A 19,528-nucleotide genomic window follows, 5' to 3' on the forward strand; every position below is an offset into this window, starting at 1 on the left:
CGCCGGTGCGCGCCCCCGCCGGCCCGCCGGAGCAGGCGCCCAGGTCGCTTCTCACCAGCCGGGCCACGGCCGCCGCCAGCATCGGCGCGACCATCGAGTCGTCCGCCTGCTCCGGCGCGGGCCCCAGGTGCTCGCGCAGCAACCGCCGGGCCGCCGCGTCGCGCCGGTTGCGGGCCTGCCTGCGCTGTACGCACACCGGGCATCCCGGGCGCGGCGGGCGTACCAGCGGGCCGATCGTGATCCACCCGCTGTCGACGCGCACAGGCAGCCAGGACAGCCGCCGAGGCGACGCGTACTCCTGGACCGCTGCCTGGCGACGCTGTCCCGCACCGCTCGAGACGACGACGATCGCCGCGCAGTCGTCCATGCGCGCGATGGCGGCCACTGATTCGACCGCGACGAACGGCATCCGGCCGTCGCCGCCCGCGGCGACGGCCTCGGCCACCCGCCCGGCGCCCAGCACCGCGACGCCGACGCGGCGCGGGCCCGTCCCGGAGCGCGTACCGGTGCTCAGCTCAGTCATCGCACAACACCACCCGGACCACAAAGGGAAGCGTCGAGCGGACGACGTCGTCACGCACGAGCGGCACGGCCACGGCGGTGCGGCCGGTGAGACGCAGCAACCCCTGAGCGAGGACGTCCAGGTCCGGCCGGCGCTCCGCCGCCGGCCCGCTCTCCACCCATCTGCGGGTCGGAGGGATGGCGTCGGGCCGCTTCGCCGCTTCTGCCTGCCAGCTCAGCAGGGCGTGCTCGGCCGCGTGGCGCAGCGCCCGCCCGGGGGCCGGCGCGACCGATCGCGCCACCACCCTGCCCGTCTCGCCCGTCTTGCTCTTGGGGTCGCCGGTGAGGGTCACGGTGTACGCGGGCAGCCCGGTCGTGGCGCTGTGGTCGCGGAACTCGTACGCCTGGCCGGTGTGCTCCAGCAGCCGTACCGCGTCGAGAGCGCCGCCATGCTCGCGCGCCGCCCGCGCGGGGTCCACCTCGGGCGCGTGCTTGTCCTGGCGCAGGAGCGGCAGCGCTTCGCAGTGTGCCAGGAGGCCGGCCTCCACCGCCTCGTCCCAGCACAGGCCGGCCGCGGCGCCAAGAGGGGCCGCGTACGCCGCCGGACCCGTCGCCAGGAGCGGATCCCTGACCGGTGACGGCACCCAGCGCATGGCGCCGCTCAGCAGGTCCATCCCCCAGGCGCCGGGGGTCCCCTGCCGCCAGTCGTGCTCGGCCACCATGGACGCGTAGGCGACCAGAGCGGCCAGCACCGCCCGTCCGCGCGCGCTCTCGCGATCGGCTCCCCACCCGATGACCGGCATCACCCCGTCAGGCCGGCGCCGGCCGTACGGGTCGGCCACCGCCGCGCGGCACAGGCTCAACGGCACCTGCGGGAGATCCTGCTCCTCCAGCGAACGGATCGGCCCCAGCCGAGAGTCCTTGATCAGGTGTGCCCGTTCGAGCACCTCCGGCAGCGGGACCCGGTCAGCGGCCGCCAGCGAAAGGATCAGGTCCCGGGTCGCCGCGCCGTCCCTCCTCGTCGCGGGCCTCGTCGCGGGCCTCGTCGCCGGGCCGAGGGCGGGGTGAGGGGGGAAGCGGTGGACGGTGGTGTCGAGGCTGCTCAGATCGATGCAGATCATCGTCCCCTTGATCCGGGCTCCCGACGGCCTGCCCTGGCGTTCGGGACGCATGCCCGCCAGATGACGAAAACAGGCGAGAACGACCTGGGCGGCGATCAGCGAAGGCACCGCTCCCGTCAGCCACGAAACGCCACTCCCCCGCCGTACGGCCTCGCCGGACGACAACAACCATCGAGCACCCGACTCCGCGCTCTCGTGCTCCCGCTCGTGCACCGGTGTCAGCCACGCCTGCCTCTCGCACACGAGCACCTGCGCCAGAGCCGCCCCCGCCTCGGCGCACATCCGGGCGGTCACCGCCGCCGGCTCGGGGTCCTGACCTGTAGTGATGTGGACCACCATGTCGGCATCGGCGATCCGGTCGCGCGGCGGCCAGTCCCCGGCCGGATCCGCTGTCTCGACGACCACTTCTTGTTCCCGGTCCCGCCGGCACCGCCCGGCCAGGGAAAGCAGGGCGCCCTCGTCCTCGCGGGACAGGATCCGCAGCCTGCGCCAGCCCGACCGCAGTCCCTCCTCCGCGACGGCGGCGAGCACCGGCCCCTGCCCGTACAGCAGGATCCGCGCGTTTCGCACCTGCTGGAAGCGCCACTGCGCCGAGTCGTACCCGTACCGGATGAACGAGATCTCCGGGGCGTACTCGGCGAGCTCCAGATCGGAGAGGGTGTGCGGGCGGTCGTCCTGCGCGTCGACGACAAAACGGTGCTCGACCAATGTCCGGACGAGCCCTTCCACCATTTCCCGGTGCGTATCGGGCAGGCCCCGTGTGATCTCCTCCAGAGCCTGGTCGCCGCGCAGGCGGGGAGCAAGACGGCTGACCCATTGAAATATCTGACTGCCGCCAAGAATGCAGGAACTCAGACTGCTGTGAAGGTAGACACCTTCTTGGCATTCGATGTACCGGACATCATCCAGCAAACGAGGACGCATGACCTTCCTTTCGCACGCGGGCATGGCCTGCATACTTCGGTAAAGGTGCACGTACAACGAGGACTACTACTCTTTCGAGAGGTCCAGAAAGAGGCCGACGATCGGTGGGTGTCGCCTCATGCCGGCTTCGCGCGGCATACATGGAACGCTATGGCATGGAGCTTAGCCACCGTTCTGACGGAAGACAAGAAGGTGCCCAACAAAAAGGCGGGAAGCCCGGTCGCCGGAGGACGCAAAACGCACCCGACCGATTACGTGACAAAATATATGCCGCTGGACGGCAGCCGGGTTGACAAGCGGAAAACACGAGTGCGATGCGTACCGGGCCCGCCGTCCCGAACGGGCAGCTTCGCGATAGGACCCGACAGGTGTAATGGTGACTATTTCGCCTGGCGTGCCGACCTAGAAACGCGCGCAGCCGTCTCATTCCGCTAGTTTGTTCACTACGCGCAAAATCCGCTACAAACTCACCAGCGACCTGCTCGCCTTTCCTGAAAATCCGTGGCTACGACCCCGATTTTCCCGGACGGCGTTTCAACCGAACCCCGGTAGAGGATCGCCCAGCTCCAGTCCGGGCACCACGATGTCACGGCAATGACCGCGACATATACGCCGCGTCAAGACTCCATTTGCACGCCGCCTTTTACGGTGAAGGCACCCAACAGAAAGGGATGCCCACATGACCACCATCACCGACGAGTTCGCTCGCATCGACGCCATCACCACCGACCTCCTGGCGCTGGACGCGACCGTCGAGGGCCACGAGGCCCTGGTCGCCACCCAGGCCGGCTGGACCGTCTGATCACCCAATAACAGGCGCGGGGCCGCAACCCCGTCCCCGGCCCCGCGCCACCGGCCCTCCCCTCGCGCACAAGGACAGGCACCCGCGTGACAACCGACTCCGTAGACCTGCTGCTGGCGAAATACGACACGCTGGAGGAACAGGTCGTCGCCCGCTACGGCGAGCGATCCCAGGCCCGGGTCTTCCTGCTGTACGAGCAGCTGATCTCGCTGCGCGCCGGCCACAGCGCCGACCGTACCGACACCCGGCTCAGCGAGCGGATCACCCGGCTGCGCACCGACATAACCGGCAGGTACCTCGCCTCCGGCCCCGACCGGCCGCTCGATCTCCCGAGAAAGATCCTTTCCCGCCGCCCGCCACTGATGGAGTACGACCGTGACGTGTTCGACCGCCTGTACCGCCAGGCCGGCGCCACCGTGGTCGCGCAGACCGTTGAGATCGGCGATCCGGTCAGCGCGCTCGGCCGTCTCACGCCGAAGGCGTCGTACATGTACGTCGTGGACGACGAGGAACGACTGCTGGTGTGGACCCGCCCGTTCGAGCTGTCCGAGCTGCTCTTCGGCCGCCGGCACGCGCGGATCCAGGACGTCCCGGTGGCCCACCCCATGCTGGTGCCACAACGACTGCGGGTACGGGCGGCCGGCGAGATCGTACTGATCGGCGAAAAATCAGTGTCCATGGTCGTGGCGAACACCAAATCCGGACATTTCCAGCCTCCGCCGGAATCAGCCGACGTCGTACGCGAAACCTGCCACCGCCTCCTCGGCCTCGACGACGCCGACATCGACGTCTTCAACCTCTTCCCCGACCCGGACGCCACGCCACGATGACACAGCGGCTGGGAACCCAGTTCTGGATGCTGTGGACCGGCGAGACACTGTCCTCACTCGGCACCTGGATCCAATGGATCTCCCTCCCCCTGTGGATCCTCACCGTCACCGGCTCACCACTCGCCGCGGGCGCAGCCCTGGCACTGGAGACACTGCCGAGAATCCTGCTCGCCCCATGGGCCGGACTGCTCATCGACCGCCTCGACAGACGCACCGTCGCCCTCGGATCCAACCTCACCCTGAGCGCCCTCACCACCGCCACCATCCCCGCGGTCCTGACGGAATCCGTGATCATCGTCTACGCGCTCACCCTGCTGACCTCCGCGCTCCAAACCGTCTCCACGGCAGCACCCCAGGCAATGATCCCCCGGCTGGTACCGGAAAGCCGCCTGACCACCGCGAACACCGCCATGGCCTGGACCACCGGCGCCACCATGGCGCTCGGCCCACTGGCCGGAGTCGGCATCGCGACAGCCATCGGCTTCCCCTCAGCGATCACCGCCAACGCCATCAGCTACGGCGCGGCCGTACTGTGCCTGCTCGGCGTCGGCAGACAAACGCCCACCAGTGACGGTCCCGCCCCGACGCGGACACTCCGCGACGGCCTGGCCGCCCTGCTGCAAGACCCCGTCCTGCGCTACGCCGTGCTGTCCGAAGGCGCCGTACTGCTGTTCTTCGGCGCGGCACCACAGTTCATCGTCATCTCCGTCAACCTCACGGGCACACCCACCGGATCAGGCCTGTTCGTCTCAGGCATGGGCGCCGGATGGCTGATGACCTCACTGACCCTGTCCAAGATCCGCCTGCCCGTCGATCCACTCGCCCTGCTCATCACCGGCGCGATCAGCACCGCACCGATCGCACTGACCGCAGCCGCCGCAGCACACCTCGGGACGGCATGGACCTTCACCGCCGGCCTCCTGATGGGAGCACTCAACCTCTCACTGCTCATGGCCCCGAACCTGCTGTCCCAGCAACGCGCCGACAACGCCGTACTGGGACGGCTGTACTCCTTCAGGCGATCCCTGGCACTGACCGCGCAACTCGCCTCCATCGGACTGTGGAGCGTGACCACCGAAATACTGCGCGAACCCGCCTGGGCCATCGCAGGAGGCGGCATCCTCGCCACCCTCACCGCACTGCCGCTGACACTCAGGGCCCGAAACGCCGCTCTGCAGGCGACCCGATGATCACGAACCTCCCACTCGGCCACCACGACGACCAGGAGCCAGAACTACTGAACCTGCTCCGACACAAGATCCGATCCATCGAGTCACACGGAATCGACCCACGACTCACCCATGACATCAAAACAATCGACACCCAAGAACGCCACTTCTCCCACCACGCCGACGCCGACGAATAAGAAAAGAACGTCCATGAACTCCCAGGCCACAATCGACCTGACAACATACGGCGAACGACTCACCACCGAGCCGTACACGATATTCGCCGAACTACGCGAAAAAGCACCAGTACACCTCGTACGCCTACCGCCTTACGGCGAGATCTGGCTCATCGTGGGCCACAACGAAGTCAACGCCGCACTCAACAACCCCACACTCAGCAAAAACGGACTCAGAGCCACCCGGCACCTGCTCCCCGACACGATCGGGGAAACAATGCTCACCTCCGACCCACCCCAGCACACCCGGCTCCGACGACTCGTGTCCAAGGAATTCTCAGCACGCAGACTGACCCAGCTGCGGCCGGTAATCCAGCAAATCACCGACGCACACCTCGACGCGATCGCAGACCACGACAACATCGACCTGATCAACAACTACTCCCTCCCCCTGTCCCTCACAGTCATCACCGAACTCCTCGGCGTACCACAACTCGACCGCGACACCTTCCACCGCTGGTCACAACAGATCATCACCCCACCCCCCGGACGAACCCGAGCAGAAATGATCCACAACGACCTGCTCGACTACCTGAACCGGCTCATCCAGCAAAAACGCGAAGAAGCCTCCGACGACCTCTTCGGCGCACTGGTACGAGCCAGCGACACCACACAAGACGCACTCAGCCCAAGCGAACTACGCGCCATGGCACTGCTCCTGCTCAGCGCCGGCCACGAGACAACACTCAACCTCATCGCCACCGGCGTACTGATGCTGCTACGCCACCCGCGACAACTGAAGGAACTGCGCCACGACTGGTCTCTCCTGGACGCCACCATCGAGGAAACACTCCGCCGGGACGCACCGTTACTGTTCTCCACCCGCCGCTTCACCACCGACCCGTACACAGTCGGCACGACAGTGATCCCGGGCGGCGGAACACCGATACTGCTCGCCCTGGCCTCCGCCAACCGCGACCCCACCCAGTTCGAGAAACCGGACGCGTTCGACATCCACCGCGACACGGCCGGGCACCTCGCCTTCGGACACGGCATCCACCACTGCCTGGGCGCGCCACTGGCCCGCATCGAGGGCGCCATCGCGATCCGCTCGCTCCTCGAACGGTTCCCTGACCTCTCCCTGGCCGCCGACCATTGGGACTGGCAGCCCACCCTCACCATCCGCGGCCTGACCACCCTCCCCGTTTCCTTGCGCGGATGATCCTCCCCAGGGCTGCCCCCGTGTTTTTGTAGACGTACGGGCGTAGCCCGTTCCTCAGCTGGATGTGAAAAGGGTTTTCACAAGTCAACGCCCTTTACAATGTAGATTTCTAACGTGGCCAACAGGCGACGTCTCAGCGCCGTCGCGCCGGTGACGGCTCGCGCGACGGCGGCGCCACGTGATCGCGGCCGGGACGGCTGGGCCACCATGCGCGCCCGCCGAGGTCCCCTACCAGCGCTGGGACCAGCAGGGAGCGCACCACGAGGGTGTCGAGCAGCACGCCGAAGGCGACGATGAAGGCGATCTGCACGAGGAAGGCCAGCGGGATCACGACCAGCGCGGCGAAGGTCGCGGCGAGCACCACCCCGGCGGAGGTGATCACTCCGCCTGTGGTGACCAGCCCGCGCAGCATGCCTTCGCGCGCTCCGTGCCGGACGGTCTCCTCCCGTACCCGTGACATCAGGAAGATGTTGTAGTCCACGCCCAGGGCGACCAGGAAGACGAAGCCGTACAGCGGCACGGAGGCGTCGCTGCCGGTGAAGCCGAGCAGACTCGGGAAGATCAGCGCGGAGACGCCGAGAACGGCCAGGAAGTTCAGCGCCACGGTGGCCACCAGCAGGACGGGCATCATCAGCGAGCGCAGCAGGGCGATCAGGATGAGCAGGATGATCGCCAGGACGACCGGGACGATGAGCAGCGTGTCCTTCCTGGCGGTCTCGGTGGTGTCGTAGCGCTGGGCGCTGTAGCCGCCGACCAGGACGTCGTCCTCGGTGCGCAGGGCGGCGCGCAGTCGCTCGACGGTGTCCTGGGCGGCGTCGCTGTCCGGCTCGTCGCGCAGTGTGGCCTGCACCAGGACACGCCCCCCGACCACCTTGGGGGCGTCTCCGGGCCGGCCGCTCCCGGTCACGGCCGCCGCGTCGAAGACGCCCGGTACGGCGCGGGCTCGTTCGGTGATCCTCGTGGCCTCCGCGGCGGGGGCGACGATGACCGCGGGCTGGCCTGAGCCGCCGGGGAAGTGTTCGCTCAGCGCCGCCTGGGCGGCCACGGACGGCGCGTCGTTGACGAAGGTCTCCTCCAGCGGCACGCCCTTGGCGTTGAGCTGGGGGGCGAAGAGGGCGAGAGCGGCGAGGGGCAGGAGCGTGGCGATCCAGACCAGCCGGGGGCGGCGGTCGACCAGCCGGGCGACACGATTCCACAGCCCGTGGGCGCCGGCGCCGGAGGGACGGGGGCGAGCCGGCCACAGGGCGGCCCGGCCCAGCAGGATCAGGGCCGCGGGCAGGAAGGTGAGCGCGCTGAGCGCCGCGCAGGCGATGCCGATGGCGCCCACGGGGCCGAGCGCACGGTTGTTGGTCAGGCTGCTGAGCAGCAGGGCGAGCAGGCCCAGCGCCACCGTGGCGGCGCTGGCCACGATCGGGGCGAGCGAGCGCCGCAACGCGACGCGGCCGGCCGCGAACCGGTCGGCGCCGGTGGCCAGTTCCTCGCGGAAGCGGGCGGTCAGCAGCAGCGCGTAGTCGGTGGCCGCGCCGATGACCAGGATGAACAGGATGCCCTGCACCTGGCCGTCGACCCTGACGATGTCGCGGTCGGCCAGGAAGTAGACCACGGCGCACGCCAGCCCGAGCGCGAAGACCGCGCCGATGATGATGATCAGGGGCAGCAGCACGCTGCGGTACACGGCCAGCAGGATGACCAGCACGGTGATCAGCGCGACGCCGAGCAGCACGCCGTCGATGCCGGCGAAGGCGTCGGACAGGTCGGCCCGGGTGGCCGCGGGGCCGGCGAGCTGCGCCTTCAGTCCCTCGACGGGGACCGCCGCGCCGATCCGGTCCAGGATGTCGCCGAGGCCGCCGCCGCTGAGGTCAGGGCTGAGCTGTACCACGCCCCGCAGCGCCAGGTGGTCGTCGGAGCTGAAGGCAGGCGTGGGCGCGCCGACGACGCCGGGCGTGCCGCGCAGTGCGGCCAGCGCCCGGGTGGCCGCCGTGTTCTGCCCGGTGGTGATCTCCGCGCCGCCGGAGGTCCACACGACGATCACCGGCTGGGTGGCGCCCTGACGGAACGTCTCCTGCACCTCCAGCACGCGGGTGGACTCCGCGCTCTGGGGCAGGAAGGCCGCCTGGTCGTTGGTGGAGACCTCGGTGAGCTTGCCGGCGAACGGCCCCAGCCCACCGCCCACGGCCAGCCAGGCCAGCACCAGCAGAGCCGGGACCAGCCAGCGCATCGATCGCCGCGCCAAGAGCCGTCACCCCTTCGTCACGCCAGATAGCTCAATCATTAAAATACTCAATGATTGAGTTAATGTAGCATGGTCATCATGAACGGCGATGACGAGGGGGACGTCGACCTACGGTCCATGGCGGTCCGCCTGCGCAGGATGACCGCCGAGTTCAACCGCATCGCCCACGAGTTCGCCAACGAGCAGCGCCTGCACACCACCGACGTCCAGACGCTGATCATGATCTTCGACGCTCCGTCGCCGATCACTCCGGGCAAGCTGCGTGAGGAGCTCAACCTGACCTCCGGCGCGGTCACCGCGTGCCTCGACCGGCTGGAGCGAGCCGGGCACATCCGCCGGGTCCGTGACGCCCACGATCGGCGCGTGGTCCACCTGCACTACCGCGAAGCGGCCCAGGAGCTGGCCGGCGCCTTCTTCCGGCCGCTGGCCCGCAGCACCGACAGTGTGCTGCGCCGGTTCGGCCCCGACGAACTGCGCGCCGTGGCCACCTTCCTCGACGCGATGAACGAGGAGCTGGGCATGCTGCGGAGCGCGCCAGGACCGGCCTGACCGGGGGCGCCGTCCAGCCAGACCTCTCTCGAAGCGGTACAGGGGTGGAGAAGCTCGCGCCGTGACGTGAGGGTGTGACACGGCGGGCCGCCGTGTCACACCCGAGCCGGTGAGCTACCGGGGCATATGGCGGGTGCCCTCGTGTTCAGCGACGTGTACGTTGTGCTGATCGTGATGTCGGCGCAGGCCGGCCAGGCCCAGCAGCCCGAGCAGGCCCAGCAGGCCCCAGAGGCCGGTCTTGTCGCCCCCGTCGTCGTTGTTCCTGTTGTCCTGCGGTGCCGGGGTGACTTGGCTGTGAGCCACGGGCGCGACAGGAGCGTCGGCCGTAGCAGCCGCGGCTGGGGCCAGCGTCAGGAAGAACCCCAGGGCCAGCCCGGTGAGTGTCTTGCGCATCGGATCCCCCGATCCGGCGGTCCCCGCAGTCACGAGGACCGCGTTGTGTGCCTTCCGTGGAAGGCTTCCCCGTGGAACGATCTCCGTTCTCTCTTCTGGGTCCCCTACCGTGAGGGCGATGCCCTAAACATCTCGTGTTCTGCCATGAACGGAGTGGAGAAACCCTCGGCGCGCAAGGCGGAAATCATTTCGTACGTGCGCCGGGAAACCTTCTCAGCACACGGCCGGCCGGCGGATGGTGACCTTTGGCCGGGTTCACAGGTGGGCCGAGCAGGTGACGAAGATTTCTTCCCATCGGTCCAGCTCGAAATGTCCGCCGCCGTTCATCCAATGGCAGTCGGCGCCGGGGATGGCCCGCTCCATGTACCGGCCCATTTCCACCGGAACGAAGATGTCGCTGTCGCCCAGCCACATGTGCACCGGCACGTGGACGGTCTCCAGGTCCAGCCCCCAGTCCCGGTAGGCGATGAGCGCCTCGTGGGCACCGCCCCGGCTGCCCTGCCGGAAGGCCTCGAGTTCGGCCGCCTGGAGGAGACGCAGTGTGCGGGGGTCGCCCAGCGCGGCCTGGTCGGCGGGGCTGACGGCTGAGCGCATGAGGGAGAAGAACAGGCCGGGCCGGTGCCTGGCGCACCATCCGAGCGGCGCGAACGAGATCCGCATGGCCCAGGGCGTGTGACGGGCGAGGCGGGCGTAGAGGCGGTCGAGGGTGTTCAGGCCCGCCCGGATCTCCGGCGTCGCCACCGGCCCCCAGGGCGAGAGGGCGCCGACGAACCTCAGCCGTTCGGGCCCCATGAGGCTGCCGCAGGCCAACAGGTACGGGCCCGCGCCGGAGTGCCCCACCGCGCCGAACTCCCCCAGGTCCAGCGCGTCCGCCAGCGCGCTGACGTCGTGCGGCCAGTGCGTCACGGTGCGGCCGTCCTGGTACGCCGATCGTCCGTAGCCGGGCCGGTCGACGGCGATGAGCCGGAAGCCGTGCCGGGCGGCCGCGCCGGCGGCCAGCGCCCCTTCCAGGCGGCTGCTCGGGGTGCCGTGGAAGTAGAAGGCGGGGAAGCCGTCCGGATCGCCCCACTCGGTGTAGGACAGCAGGCGGCCGTCGGGCAGGGGCACGAAGTCGGCCGTGCCGGGCGGGGACGGGCGAGGTTTCACCAGGGAGTCCTTCTGATCGAAGCCGATGCCCACGAGAGCGTTTGCACCTGGCAACAACTATTGCTTACATTTAGGGCAGTCGTCCAGGGCGATCGTACAAGAAGGGAGCGCGATGAAGGTTCTCGTCTGCGGCGCAGGCATCGCCGGCCTGGCGCTGGCCTGGCATCTGGAGCGGGCCGGCTGGGACGTCGAGGTGGTCGAGCGCGCACCGGCGTTCCGCGCCGGCGGCTACATGATCGACTTCTACGGGGCCGGCCATGAGGTCATGGAACGCATGAACCTGGCCGGCCGCCTGGAGCGGTCGCGATACCGGGTCGACGAGCTCGACTACGTCAACGGCGACGGCCGCCGTACCAGCCGCTTCTTTCTGCCCTCCAGCTTCACGCGGGTGGTCAGCGTGTTGCGCGGCGACCTGGCCCGCACCATCGCCGACGACGTCCGGGCGCCCGTAGGCTATGGCCTCAGCGTCGAGGCGTTCAGCCAGAACGGGCACGCCGTCGACGTCACGCTCACCGACGGCACGCATCGGACCGTGGATCTGCTGGTCGGCGCGGACGGCACCCATTCCCGCGTCCGTGACCTGCTCTTCGGGCCAGAGGAGCGCCACGTGCGCTACCTCGGCCATCACGTCGCCGCCTGCATCCTCACCGACCGGGAGCTGAACCGGCAGGTCGGCCTGCGCTACCGGATGCTCACCGTTCCGGGGCTGATGGCAGGAGCCTACGCACTGCGCGACGACCGGCTCGCCCTGCTGTTCCTGCGCCGCGAGCCCGACCCTGAGCTTCCCGCCGATCCCGCCGGGGCGCTGCGCCGTCACTACGGCGAGATGGGCTGGATCCTGCCCTCGGTCCTGCCCCGGCTGCCCGATGACCTCTACTACGACCGGGTCACCCAGGTGCGGATGGACTCCTGGAGCCGTGGCCGGGTCGTCCTGCTGGGCGACGCCTGCCAGGCGGTGTCACTGTTCGCGGGACACGGCGCCTCCATGGCCGTGGCCGCCGCCTGGGTCCTGGCCGGCGAACTGGCCGGCGAGTCGCTCGGCGAGTCGACCGGCGACGGCCTGTCAGCGGCTCTCATCCGGTACGAACGACGCATGCGGCCCACCATCGCCGACGTGCAAGCGCTCGGCCGCCGATTCATCGAATGGATGGCCCCCTCCAGCCGGCTGCGCATCTCGGCCCGCGACTGGCTGTTGCGCCTGGCCTCCCTGCCCGGTGCCGGCAACCTGTTCCTCAGCTCGCTCACTCCCAGCGGTCACGATCTCATTTGCTGCTCCCGTCGAGCACAGGTGAGCCGGAAGCCCGGTCGGCGCCGCCGTAGTAGCGTCAGGCCGTACGTACAGGGCGAGCACCCGGAACCAAGGAGACAGATGGCCTCCCCAGCGGCGGAACGCGGCCGTGAAGTGCGACGGCGGCTGCTCGCCGCGGCGGTCGAGCTCATTCCCGAACGCGGTTGGACGGCGGTGAGCACCCGGATCCTGGCCGAGCGCGCCGGAGTGGCTCCCGGGGTGGTCCACTACCACTTCTCCTCGCTGACCGCGCTGCTGAACGAGGCCGCCGTCGGCACGATGCGGCAGATACTGGCCGAGGCGACGGCTGTATGGGACAGCGCGGGCACCCCTGCCGAGGCGGTCGATGCGATGCTGGCGTCGCTGAAGCGGTACACCGGCACCGATCCGGCCTCGCTGCTCGCCACGGAGGCGTATCTGGCGGCCACCCGCGATGACGAGCTCCGCGAGCAGATCGGCGGGATGGTGGAGGAGTTCCGGCAGCAGTTCGGCCGCTGGCTGGACGGCCATGGGGTGCCCGATCCCTACGAGAGCGCCGCGGTTCTGGCGGCCACGCTCGACGGGCTGCTTCTGCATCGAGGGCTGGGCGCGGGTCCGGACGTCTCGTCGATGGCGACCGTCCTGCACCGGCTCATCAGCCGATGACTCCCGCGTCCTCGCCCTGGTCAGGATGGTACGGGCCGGCCTTGAGGTAGCGGAGCATCCCGGCAGTGGCGGGCAGGCCGGGCCGGGGACGGTTTCCGGCACCGGCCTCGCGGGTGGGTTCGCTCAGCCGACGCCGACGGTCTGCCGCGCGGGCGCGATGGACAGCGCCAGCCGGGGGTCGCGGCGCAGATTGCGTGCTTTGCGCATGGTCGGGCCGGTGAAGAAGACGATTCGCTCGCCGTGGGCGCCGACGTAGACGGGAGTGGTGTGGGGCGAGCCGTCCGGCAGGACGGTGGCCAGGTGCGCGATCGAGGTGCCGTCGAGGACACGGCGCACGTCAGGGTCAAGCATGGGTGCTCCTTGGGAAGTGGATGTCAGCGGGGGTTGCCGGCGCGCCAGGCGACGTAGTCGGCGACCGCCCCGGCCATGTCGAAGGCCGGGGTGAAGCCGGTCTCGCGGGTGAGCCGGGTGATGTCGAGACAGGGGTCGGAGCCGGGGCCGTTCTGCCGCCCCGGCAGCAGGTCGAGCCGCACGCCAGGGGTGGTCGCGCTCAGGGCGTCGGCGAACTCGCGGTGGGTGGCCGGCCGGCCGCTGGAGACGTTGTAGACGGTGTGCCGCAGAGCCGGCGCGTTCATCAGCAGAGCGATCGCGCGCCCGGCGTCGGGGGCGTAGCAGATGTCGCCGCCGTCGTCGGCGTGCAGCGGCCGCGGCTGCTCGCCGCGGAGCACGGCGCTGATGGACGGCGGGTAGGGGTTGAACGGTGACTCCGGGTCCATCAGCGGCCCCCAGATGCTCCCGATCCGCAGGATGACCGGCTGGACCCCGGTGTCCTGGAGGCTGTGCGTGGTCAGGGGTTCGACGGCCTTCTTGAAGGCGACGATCAGGTGCGGCACCCGCGCGGCGGGCAGCGCGAGCTCCTCGTGCCAGCGGGTCTCGGTCCGGCCGGCGTACACGCCGATGCTGCTGGCGACGGCGAACCTGCGCACGCCCCGGACACGGGCGACCTCCAGCGCGTTGAGCAGGCCGGTCATGTCCGTACGGAAGAAGTCGACCGGATCCTTGCCGGGGATGGTGCCGGCCAGGTGGACGATGTCGCTGACGTCGTGGCGGTCGGCGAGGGCCAGGAAGGCGTCCTGGTCGGTGACGTCGAGGGGTTCCACGGCGACCCGGCCGGCGAGGAACGACGGGACCTCGGTGCGGTGGTGCGTGGTGACGACGACCTGGTGTCCGAGGTCGGCGAGCGCGCGGGCGGTATGGGCGCCGATCATGCCGAGTCCGCCGGTGATGAGGATCATCTCTTGCCTTTCGTCGCTGATCATTCGGGTCGGGGGAAGCCGGAGAGCCGGCGGGGCCGGTCGAGGAGTTCGCCGATCGTGAGGTGGGCCAGTGGGGGCCATCCCCGCTCGCGTGCGTGCGAGGCGACGGCCGCGGCCAGCTCGGCGCCGGCGCCTTCGCCGGCCAGCAGCAGGCGATCGGGGTCGGCGCCCAGTTCGCGGGCGTGGTCGGCGGCCCACTCGGTGGCCAGGATCGCGTCGCACCGCCCGTCCTGCCGTCGCGGTTTCCGGTACGACACGGACAGGACCACCACTCCGGCGCCCGAGCACGCGGCACGGCAGAGCGCGTCCGCGCCCTCGATGCCGTCGGCCGGCAGGAACACCAGCATCGGCGCGGCCGGGGTCGCCGCCGGCCAGTACGTGCGCACCGGCAGCGGCCCGGCGGCACCTCGTAGCCGGGTGTCGGCGACCAGTCGTACGGCTGCGTGATCGGGCATGGGCCGAGACTCGCACCGGCACGGCCGCCGGGGGAAAGGCCGATGGCGCATGACGGTCTTGCCGACCACGCATCACCAGAGGCGGTCATGGTGGGGGGATAATGCCGGCATGGCCGTCGGTGAGCAGGAACAGGACGAGGAGCCGCAGCCCGAGCGGGTGCTGCCGCTGCCGGCCGCGCCCGACGCGATCGAACTGCGGCACCTGCGGGCCTTCGTGGCGGTCGCCGACGAGCTCAACTTCGGCCGGGCCGCCGCCCGCCTCTACCTGTCCCAGCCGGCGCTGAGCAGGCAGATCCGCATGCTGGAGCGGTTGATCGGCAGCGACCTGCTGCGCCGTTCGACGCACCGGGTGGAGCTCACGCTGGCCGGCGACGCCCTGCTGGACCGGGCGCGGCGCCTGCTGAGCGATCTCGACGACGCCGTCTCGACGACCCGGTCGGTGGGCGGTGAGCTGGCCGAACGGGCCGCCAGGGCCTGGCAGCCGGTCAACGACCTGTTCCTGGCCGGTGCCGAGGTCCAGCAGTTCCGCGCCGCCGTGGAGGACTTCCACGCCGCGCTCACGCTGCCGGAAGGGGTCGGCGTACGGCCGGTCAACGCCGGTGGGGTGCCTGCCCTGGAGATGGCCGAGGCGGCGAACCACCGGCCGGCCCTGCTGCACCTGCACGGCGGCTCGTACGTGGCCGGGTCCGCCTTCGGGTTCCGCCCGCTGGGCGAGGCGCTCGCGCTCGCGACCGGTGCCGCCATTCTGGTGCCCGACTACCGGCTGGCGCCGGAGCATCCGTTCCCCGCGGCCGTCGACGACGCGTTGCGCGCGTACACGTGGATGCTGGACACCGGGACTCCCCCGGCCCGGATCACCGTGGGAGGTGACTCCGCCGGCGCCGGGCTGGTCCTCTCCCTGCTGATGACCCTCAAGGAGCGGCGGCTGCCCCAGCCCGGCGGGGCGCTGCTGCTGTGCCCCTGGGTGGACCTGACGGGCGACGCGCCCCCGCCCGAGGAGCTTGAGAAGCCCGAGGAGCAGGAGCCGCAACCGGCCATCGATCCCCGGCAACTGCACCGGTTCGCCGCCGCGTACCTGGCCGGGCACGATCCCGGCGACCCGCGGGTCAGCCCGCTCACCGCGGACCTGTCCGGTCTGCCGCCGATGCTCATCCAGGCCGGCACCGGCGACCCGCTGGCCGGCGACGCCCGCCGGCTCACCGAGAGGGCCCGTTCGTACGGCGTCGACGCGCGGCTGGAGCTCTATCCGGTGTCCGCGCACGTCTTCCACTACTTCTGGTCGTTCCTGCCGGAGGCCGCGGACGCGCTGGAACGGGCGGGGGCATTCACCCGCCGCGCGGCCTGCCGCAGTGATCCCGGCGACCAACACGTGTCATGACTTAAGCGGATAACTCTGTCGGGTAGTGGTCGAAGTACAGCCGTGCCACCAGGTCCCCGCGCGAGCCACCCCGAGCATCGTCACCGCTAAGAAATCCTCCGCCACGTCGTCAGTTCTGGTAGCCCCTCGCCACCCGCGGAAGGATGTACGACCATGACCGATGCCGGACCGCTGGGCGACGACGAGGCCGCGTTCATCGCGGCGGCCCGCTCGAACGACGGGGCACAGTTCGCGCTCATCACCGAGCGCCACCGCCGGGAGCTGCAGGTGCACTGCTACCGGATGCTCGCGAACTACGAGGACGCCCAGGACATGACGCAGGAGACGTTCCTGCGGGCGTGGAACAAGCGGGAGTCGTTCAAGGGCCACGCCGCGCCGCGGACCTGGCTGTACCGGATCGCGACGAACGCCTGCCTCGACTTCCTGGAGAAGCGCAACGACCGCACCCCCGTGCCCGCCGAGCTGCCGGGCGCGGGCTCGGAGGTGCACTACCTGCAGCCCTACCCGGACCGGATGCTCCCGGAGGACCCGCAGGAGTCGGTGGTGGCGCGGGAGACGATCGAGCTGGCGTTCATCGTCGCCGTCCAGCACCTGCCGCCGCGGCAGCGGGCGGTGTTCGTCTTGCGCGACGTCCTCGGCTGGCCGGCGCCGAAGGCCGCCGACGCCCTGGAGCTGACCGTCGCGTCGGTGACCAGCGCGCTGCAGCGGGCGCGCGTGACGATGCGCGAGCGGCTGCCCGGCCGCCGCCTCGACTGGCGCAGCCCTGCCACGCACGAGCTGTCGGACGACGAGCGCGGCGTGGTCAAGTCGTACATGGACGCCCATGAGCGCAACGACCTCGACGGGCTGACCGCCCTGCTGCGCCACGACCTGCGCTTCACGATGCTGCCCGACCCGGGCGCCTTGATCGTCACGGCCGAGGACGCGGTGGACGGCTGGGTCTCCGGTGGGCTCTTCCAGCGCGGCCACGACGACTGGCGCTGCGTCGCCACGACGGTCAACCTCATGCCCGCCGCCGTGCTGTACCTCCGCACCCCCGGCGACCCGCGATACCGTTTGCTGAACATCGCGGTCCTGCGCGTCGTCGACGGGAAGATCACCGAGCTCACCGGGTTCGACGTCACCGACACACCATGGCTGGGCCTGCCCGCGACGCTGTGATCAGACGCGTCCCCCATCGCCGACAGGTCCAGCTCACGGGCCGGGCATCCGGCCCGTGCTCATCGTCTCCTCTCGTAGCGGTTCAGCATCACGCCGCCGGGAAAGGTCCGCGTCTCGACCAGGTCGAGGTTCACCCAGTTGTCCAGCGCGGTGAAGAACGGCGTGCCGCCGCCCACCAGGACCGGCACGGTGACCAGCGCGTACTCGTCGATCAGCCCGGCCCGCATGGCCGCCCCGGCGAGCGTCGCGCCGGCGATGTCCATCGGGCCGCCGTCCTCGGCCTTGAGCCGGGTGATCTCGGCGACCGCGTCGCCGGTGACCAGGCGGGTGTTCCAGTCGACCTTGTCGATCGTGGACGAGAACACCACCTTCGGCATGTCCCGCCAGAGGCGCGCGTACTCGATCTCCGCCGGGGTGGCGTTGGGCAACTGGTCGCCGGTCGGCCAGTGGGAGCTCATCGCCTCCCACAGCTTGCGCCCGTACAGCGTCAGATCGCTCGCCCGCATCTGGTCGTACCACCACTGGAACAGCTCGGCGCTCGGCGATGAGTCCGGCCCCTCCCCTCCGCCCCAGCTGATGTCGTCGCCGGGCGCGGCGGTGTAGCCGTCCAGGGTCACGTTCATGGCGAAGATCAGTTTCCGCATCGTGCCGGCCTTTCGTGGGTGGATCTCACACGTACAGACGGGTGCGGCGCGGAAACCTAATCGGTGCGCGATCCGCGTCCGCCGGCCGCACACTCGCCGCCACCACCGCCGGTGAGACGGCGGGTCACGCGGCCGCGCAGCAGGCCGGTGAGCTGGTCGAAGATGGCGTCGTTCCCAGGGAACATCAGATCGACGCCGGCTTCTTCTGCACTCCTCTCCACCGCGCTCACCGAACCTGCGCCGTCAGGAGATCAGCGCGACCGCACTGCCGTGAAGAACGTGCGGATGTCGTGCACAAGCAGGTCAGGCGCGTCCTGGGACGCGTAGTGGCCGCCGCGCTCGTACTCGTTCCAGGACACGATGTTGTGATGATGGTCGGAGAAGACTCGGATCGAGGGTAGATCGCCCGGGAACTGCGCGACTCCGACCGGGACGGCGGTGGGACCGGTGGAGGGCTCCTCCCGCGCGTGGTCGGCGTAGATCCGGATGGCCGAGCCGCCGGTGCCGGTGAGCCAGTGGATCGTGACGTGAGTGAGGACGGCGTCGTTGTCCAGGCCGTGCTCGTGCATGGCCTGCGCGTTCCAGCCCAGCAGCCCGACGGGTGAGTCGGCCAGCGCGTGCGCGAGGGTTTGCGGCTGTTGAGCCTGTACGGCCCCGTAGGCGGCTTCGTTGGTGACGTAGTCCTGGAAGGCGTCCCATGCCGCCTTGTCCTTCGGTCCCAGCTCCGCCACCCATTTCGGGTCGTCGTCCGGCGGCGGGTCCCAGGTCTGGGTCACATGCGCGCCTACCACGTGTTCCGGGGCCGCCCGGCCGAGGTCGAGGGCGATCCCCGAGCCCCAGTCGTTGCCGGCCGCGCCGTACCGGTGGTGGCCGAGGCGTCGCATCAGAACCGCCCACGCCCCGGCGATCCGCCGTGGGCCCCAGCCGGTGTCGGCCGTCGGGCCGGAGAACCCGAAGCCGGGCAGCGACGGCACCACCAGATCGAAGGCGATGGACGGGTCGAGATCGTGCCGGCGCGGGTCGCTGAGCGGGCCGATCACGTCGAGGTACTCCGCGACCGAGCCGGGCCAGCCGTGGCTGAGCACCAGCGGCAGCGCGTCCGGCTCCGGGGAGCGGACGTGCAGGAAGTGCACCTGCGTGCCGTCGATGGTCGTCGTGTACTGCGGATGCGCGTTGAACCGGTCTTCCCAGACGCGCCAGTCGTAGTGGTGGCGCCAGTGCTCGACCAGCTCACGCACCCGGGCGACCGGTACGCCGTAGCCCGTGCCGCCGCCTTCCGGCTGCGGGGCCCAGCGGATCCGATCGAGCCGGTAACGCAGGTCAGCCAGATCCTCGTCGGGAATTTCGATCCGGTACGGCCGGATCTCCTCATCAGTGGTCACTTCACGTCCTCAAAGCCATGGGCAGCGCACGCGGGTGTTCAGGTAGCGCACGTGGTGGATGTTGGTGGCGAGCTGGGCGGCCCGGAGGTCGGCGGCCCGCGCGGCGTCGAGGTCTCCCGCCGGCTGTGGTGCTCAGGCCCCATGACCGGCCGGATCACCACACCGGCGGCGGCCGACCGGCCGGGCGCCGGCC

General features: G+C 70.1%; 20 protein-coding genes. 9 read left to right on the forward strand and 11 right to left on the reverse strand.

The window, feature by feature from the left end; translation table 11 throughout:
* Both KME77_RS00085 and KME77_RS00090 read right to left on the reverse strand, forming a co-directional pair.
* Window positions 1–523: TOMM precursor leader peptide-binding protein (locus KME77_RS00085; RefSeq protein ID WP_219459842.1), on the reverse strand; the 523-nt coding region annotated here is incomplete at its 3' end.
* Window positions 516–2,354 carry a hypothetical protein gene (locus tag KME77_RS00090; protein WP_219459844.1) on the reverse strand — a complete coding sequence of 613 codons (1,839 nt, stop codon included), beginning with the start codon at window positions 2,352–2,354 and terminating at the stop codon, window positions 516–518. The genes KME77_RS00085 and KME77_RS00090, both read right to left, overlap by 8 nt.
* A 6-nt stretch (window positions 2,355–2,360) precedes the next feature.
* On the opposite strand from KME77_RS00090, the gene KME77_RS00095 reads away from it, so the two are divergent.
* From KME77_RS00095 to KME77_RS00110, 5 genes are all read left to right on the forward strand, one after another.
* Window positions 2,361–2,981, forward strand: a complete 621-nt coding sequence (locus tag KME77_RS00095) for a hypothetical protein (protein WP_219459846.1) — start codon at window positions 2,361–2,363, stop codon at window positions 2,979–2,981.
* Window positions 2,982–3,225: 244 nt separating this feature from the next.
* A complete protein-coding gene (locus KME77_RS29685; RefSeq protein ID WP_281423983.1) occupies window positions 3,226–3,348 on the forward strand; it encodes a hypothetical protein in 123 nt (40 codons plus the stop codon).
* Window positions 3,349–3,434: 86 nt separating this feature from the next.
* Window positions 3,435–4,178 (forward strand): hypothetical protein, encoded by a 744-nt coding sequence (locus KME77_RS00100; RefSeq protein ID WP_219459849.1) that lies wholly within the window; start codon window positions 3,435–3,437, stop codon window positions 4,176–4,178.
* A gap of 26 nt (window positions 4,179–4,204) precedes the next feature.
* Window positions 4,205–5,368, forward strand: coding sequence for an MFS transporter (locus tag KME77_RS00105; RefSeq protein WP_219459851.1), 1,164 nt, complete (start codon window positions 4,205–4,207; stop codon window positions 5,366–5,368).
* Between the two features lie 111 nt (window positions 5,369–5,479).
* On the forward strand, window positions 5,480–6,745 hold the full coding sequence (locus KME77_RS00110; RefSeq protein ID WP_219459853.1) for a cytochrome P450 family protein: 1,266 nt from the start codon (window positions 5,480–5,482) through the stop codon (window positions 6,743–6,745).
* Window positions 6,746–6,878: 133 nt separating this feature from the next.
* Here the strand turns inward: KME77_RS00110 and KME77_RS00115 are convergent, their stop codons facing one another.
* Window positions 6,879–8,978 carry an MMPL family transporter gene (locus tag KME77_RS00115; RefSeq protein WP_308250475.1) on the reverse strand — a complete coding sequence of 700 codons (2,100 nt, stop codon included), beginning with the start codon at window positions 8,976–8,978 and terminating at the stop codon, window positions 6,879–6,881.
* Between the two features lie 78 nt (window positions 8,979–9,056).
* On the opposite strand from KME77_RS00115, the gene KME77_RS00120 reads away from it, so the two are divergent.
* Window positions 9,057–9,527, forward strand: a complete 471-nt coding sequence (locus tag KME77_RS00120; RefSeq protein WP_219459856.1) for a MarR family winged helix-turn-helix transcriptional regulator — start codon at window positions 9,057–9,059, stop codon at window positions 9,525–9,527.
* A 114-nt stretch (window positions 9,528–9,641) separates the two neighbouring features.
* Here the strand turns inward: KME77_RS00120 and KME77_RS00125 are convergent, their stop codons facing one another.
* Together KME77_RS00125 and KME77_RS00130 are read right to left on the reverse strand one after the other, a co-directional pair.
* Complete coding sequence (locus KME77_RS00125; RefSeq protein ID WP_219459857.1) at window positions 9,642–9,920, reverse strand: WGxxGxxG family protein; 279 nt, start codon at window positions 9,918–9,920, stop codon at window positions 9,642–9,644.
* 255 nt (window positions 9,921–10,175) lie between these two features.
* Complete coding sequence (locus tag KME77_RS00130; RefSeq protein ID WP_219459859.1) at window positions 10,176–11,066, reverse strand: alpha/beta fold hydrolase; 891 nt, start codon at window positions 11,064–11,066, stop codon at window positions 10,176–10,178.
* A gap of 112 nt (window positions 11,067–11,178) precedes the next feature.
* On the opposite strand from KME77_RS00130, the gene KME77_RS00135 reads away from it, so the two are divergent.
* Window positions 11,179–12,999: an FAD-dependent oxidoreductase gene (locus KME77_RS00135; RefSeq protein WP_219459861.1), complete on the forward strand. Its 1,821-nt coding sequence runs from the start codon at window positions 11,179–11,181 to the stop codon at window positions 12,997–12,999.
* 123 nt (window positions 13,000–13,122) lie between these two features.
* On the opposite strand, the gene KME77_RS00140 is transcribed toward KME77_RS00135, so the two are convergent.
* Genes KME77_RS00140 through KME77_RS00150 form a run of 3 tightly spaced genes read right to left on the reverse strand, consistent with a single transcriptional unit; the run spans window position 13,123 to window position 14,770 of the window.
* Window positions 13,123–13,350 (reverse strand): pyridoxamine 5'-phosphate oxidase family protein, encoded by a 228-nt coding sequence (locus tag KME77_RS00140; protein ID WP_219459862.1) that lies wholly within the window; start codon window positions 13,348–13,350, stop codon window positions 13,123–13,125.
* Between the two features lie 23 nt (window positions 13,351–13,373).
* Complete coding sequence (locus KME77_RS00145) at window positions 13,374–14,318, reverse strand: NAD-dependent epimerase/dehydratase family protein (RefSeq protein WP_219459863.1); 945 nt, start codon at window positions 14,316–14,318, stop codon at window positions 13,374–13,376.
* Entirely contained in the window at window positions 14,315–14,770 is a 456-nt protein-coding gene (locus tag KME77_RS00150; protein WP_219459864.1) for an alpha/beta hydrolase fold domain-containing protein, read from the reverse strand. Before KME77_RS00150 ends, KME77_RS00145 begins: the two co-directional genes overlap by 4 nt.
* Window positions 14,771–14,879: 109 nt before the next feature.
* Here KME77_RS00150 and KME77_RS00155 point away from each other — a divergent pair, with 109 nt between their 5' ends.
* On the forward strand, window positions 14,880–16,148 hold the full coding sequence (locus KME77_RS00155) for an alpha/beta hydrolase fold domain-containing protein (RefSeq protein WP_219459865.1): 1,269 nt from the start codon (window positions 14,880–14,882) through the stop codon (window positions 16,146–16,148).
* A 153-nt stretch (window positions 16,149–16,301) separates the two neighbouring features.
* Entirely contained in the window at window positions 16,302–17,309 is a 1,008-nt protein-coding gene (locus KME77_RS00160) for an RNA polymerase subunit sigma-70 (RefSeq protein ID WP_219459866.1), read from the forward strand.
* A gap of 59 nt (window positions 17,310–17,368) precedes the next feature.
* Here KME77_RS00160 and KME77_RS00165 read toward each other — a convergent pair whose 3' ends face one another.
* Genes KME77_RS00165 through KME77_RS00175 form a run of 3 tightly spaced genes read right to left on the reverse strand, consistent with a single transcriptional unit; the run spans window position 17,369 to window position 19,335 of the window.
* Window positions 17,369–17,953: a dihydrofolate reductase family protein gene (locus tag KME77_RS00165; RefSeq protein ID WP_219459867.1), complete on the reverse strand. Its 585-nt coding sequence runs from the start codon at window positions 17,951–17,953 to the stop codon at window positions 17,369–17,371.
* A gap of 56 nt (window positions 17,954–18,009) precedes the next feature.
* The gene (locus tag KME77_RS00170; protein WP_219459868.1) at window positions 18,010–18,183 is read right to left on the reverse strand and encodes a hypothetical protein; all 174 of its coding nucleotides are present in this window, start codon (window positions 18,181–18,183) and stop codon (window positions 18,010–18,012) included.
* 21 nt (window positions 18,184–18,204) lie between these two features.
* Complete coding sequence (locus tag KME77_RS00175; protein ID WP_219459869.1) at window positions 18,205–19,335, reverse strand: epoxide hydrolase family protein; 1,131 nt, start codon at window positions 19,333–19,335, stop codon at window positions 18,205–18,207.
* Window positions 19,336–19,528: the final 193 nt, after the last annotated feature.

The sequence above is a fragment of the Nonomuraea rhizosphaerae genome, from assembly GCF_019396405.1.
Taxonomy (GTDB): domain Bacteria; phylum Actinomycetota; class Actinomycetes; order Streptosporangiales; family Streptosporangiaceae; genus Nonomuraea; species Nonomuraea rhizosphaerae.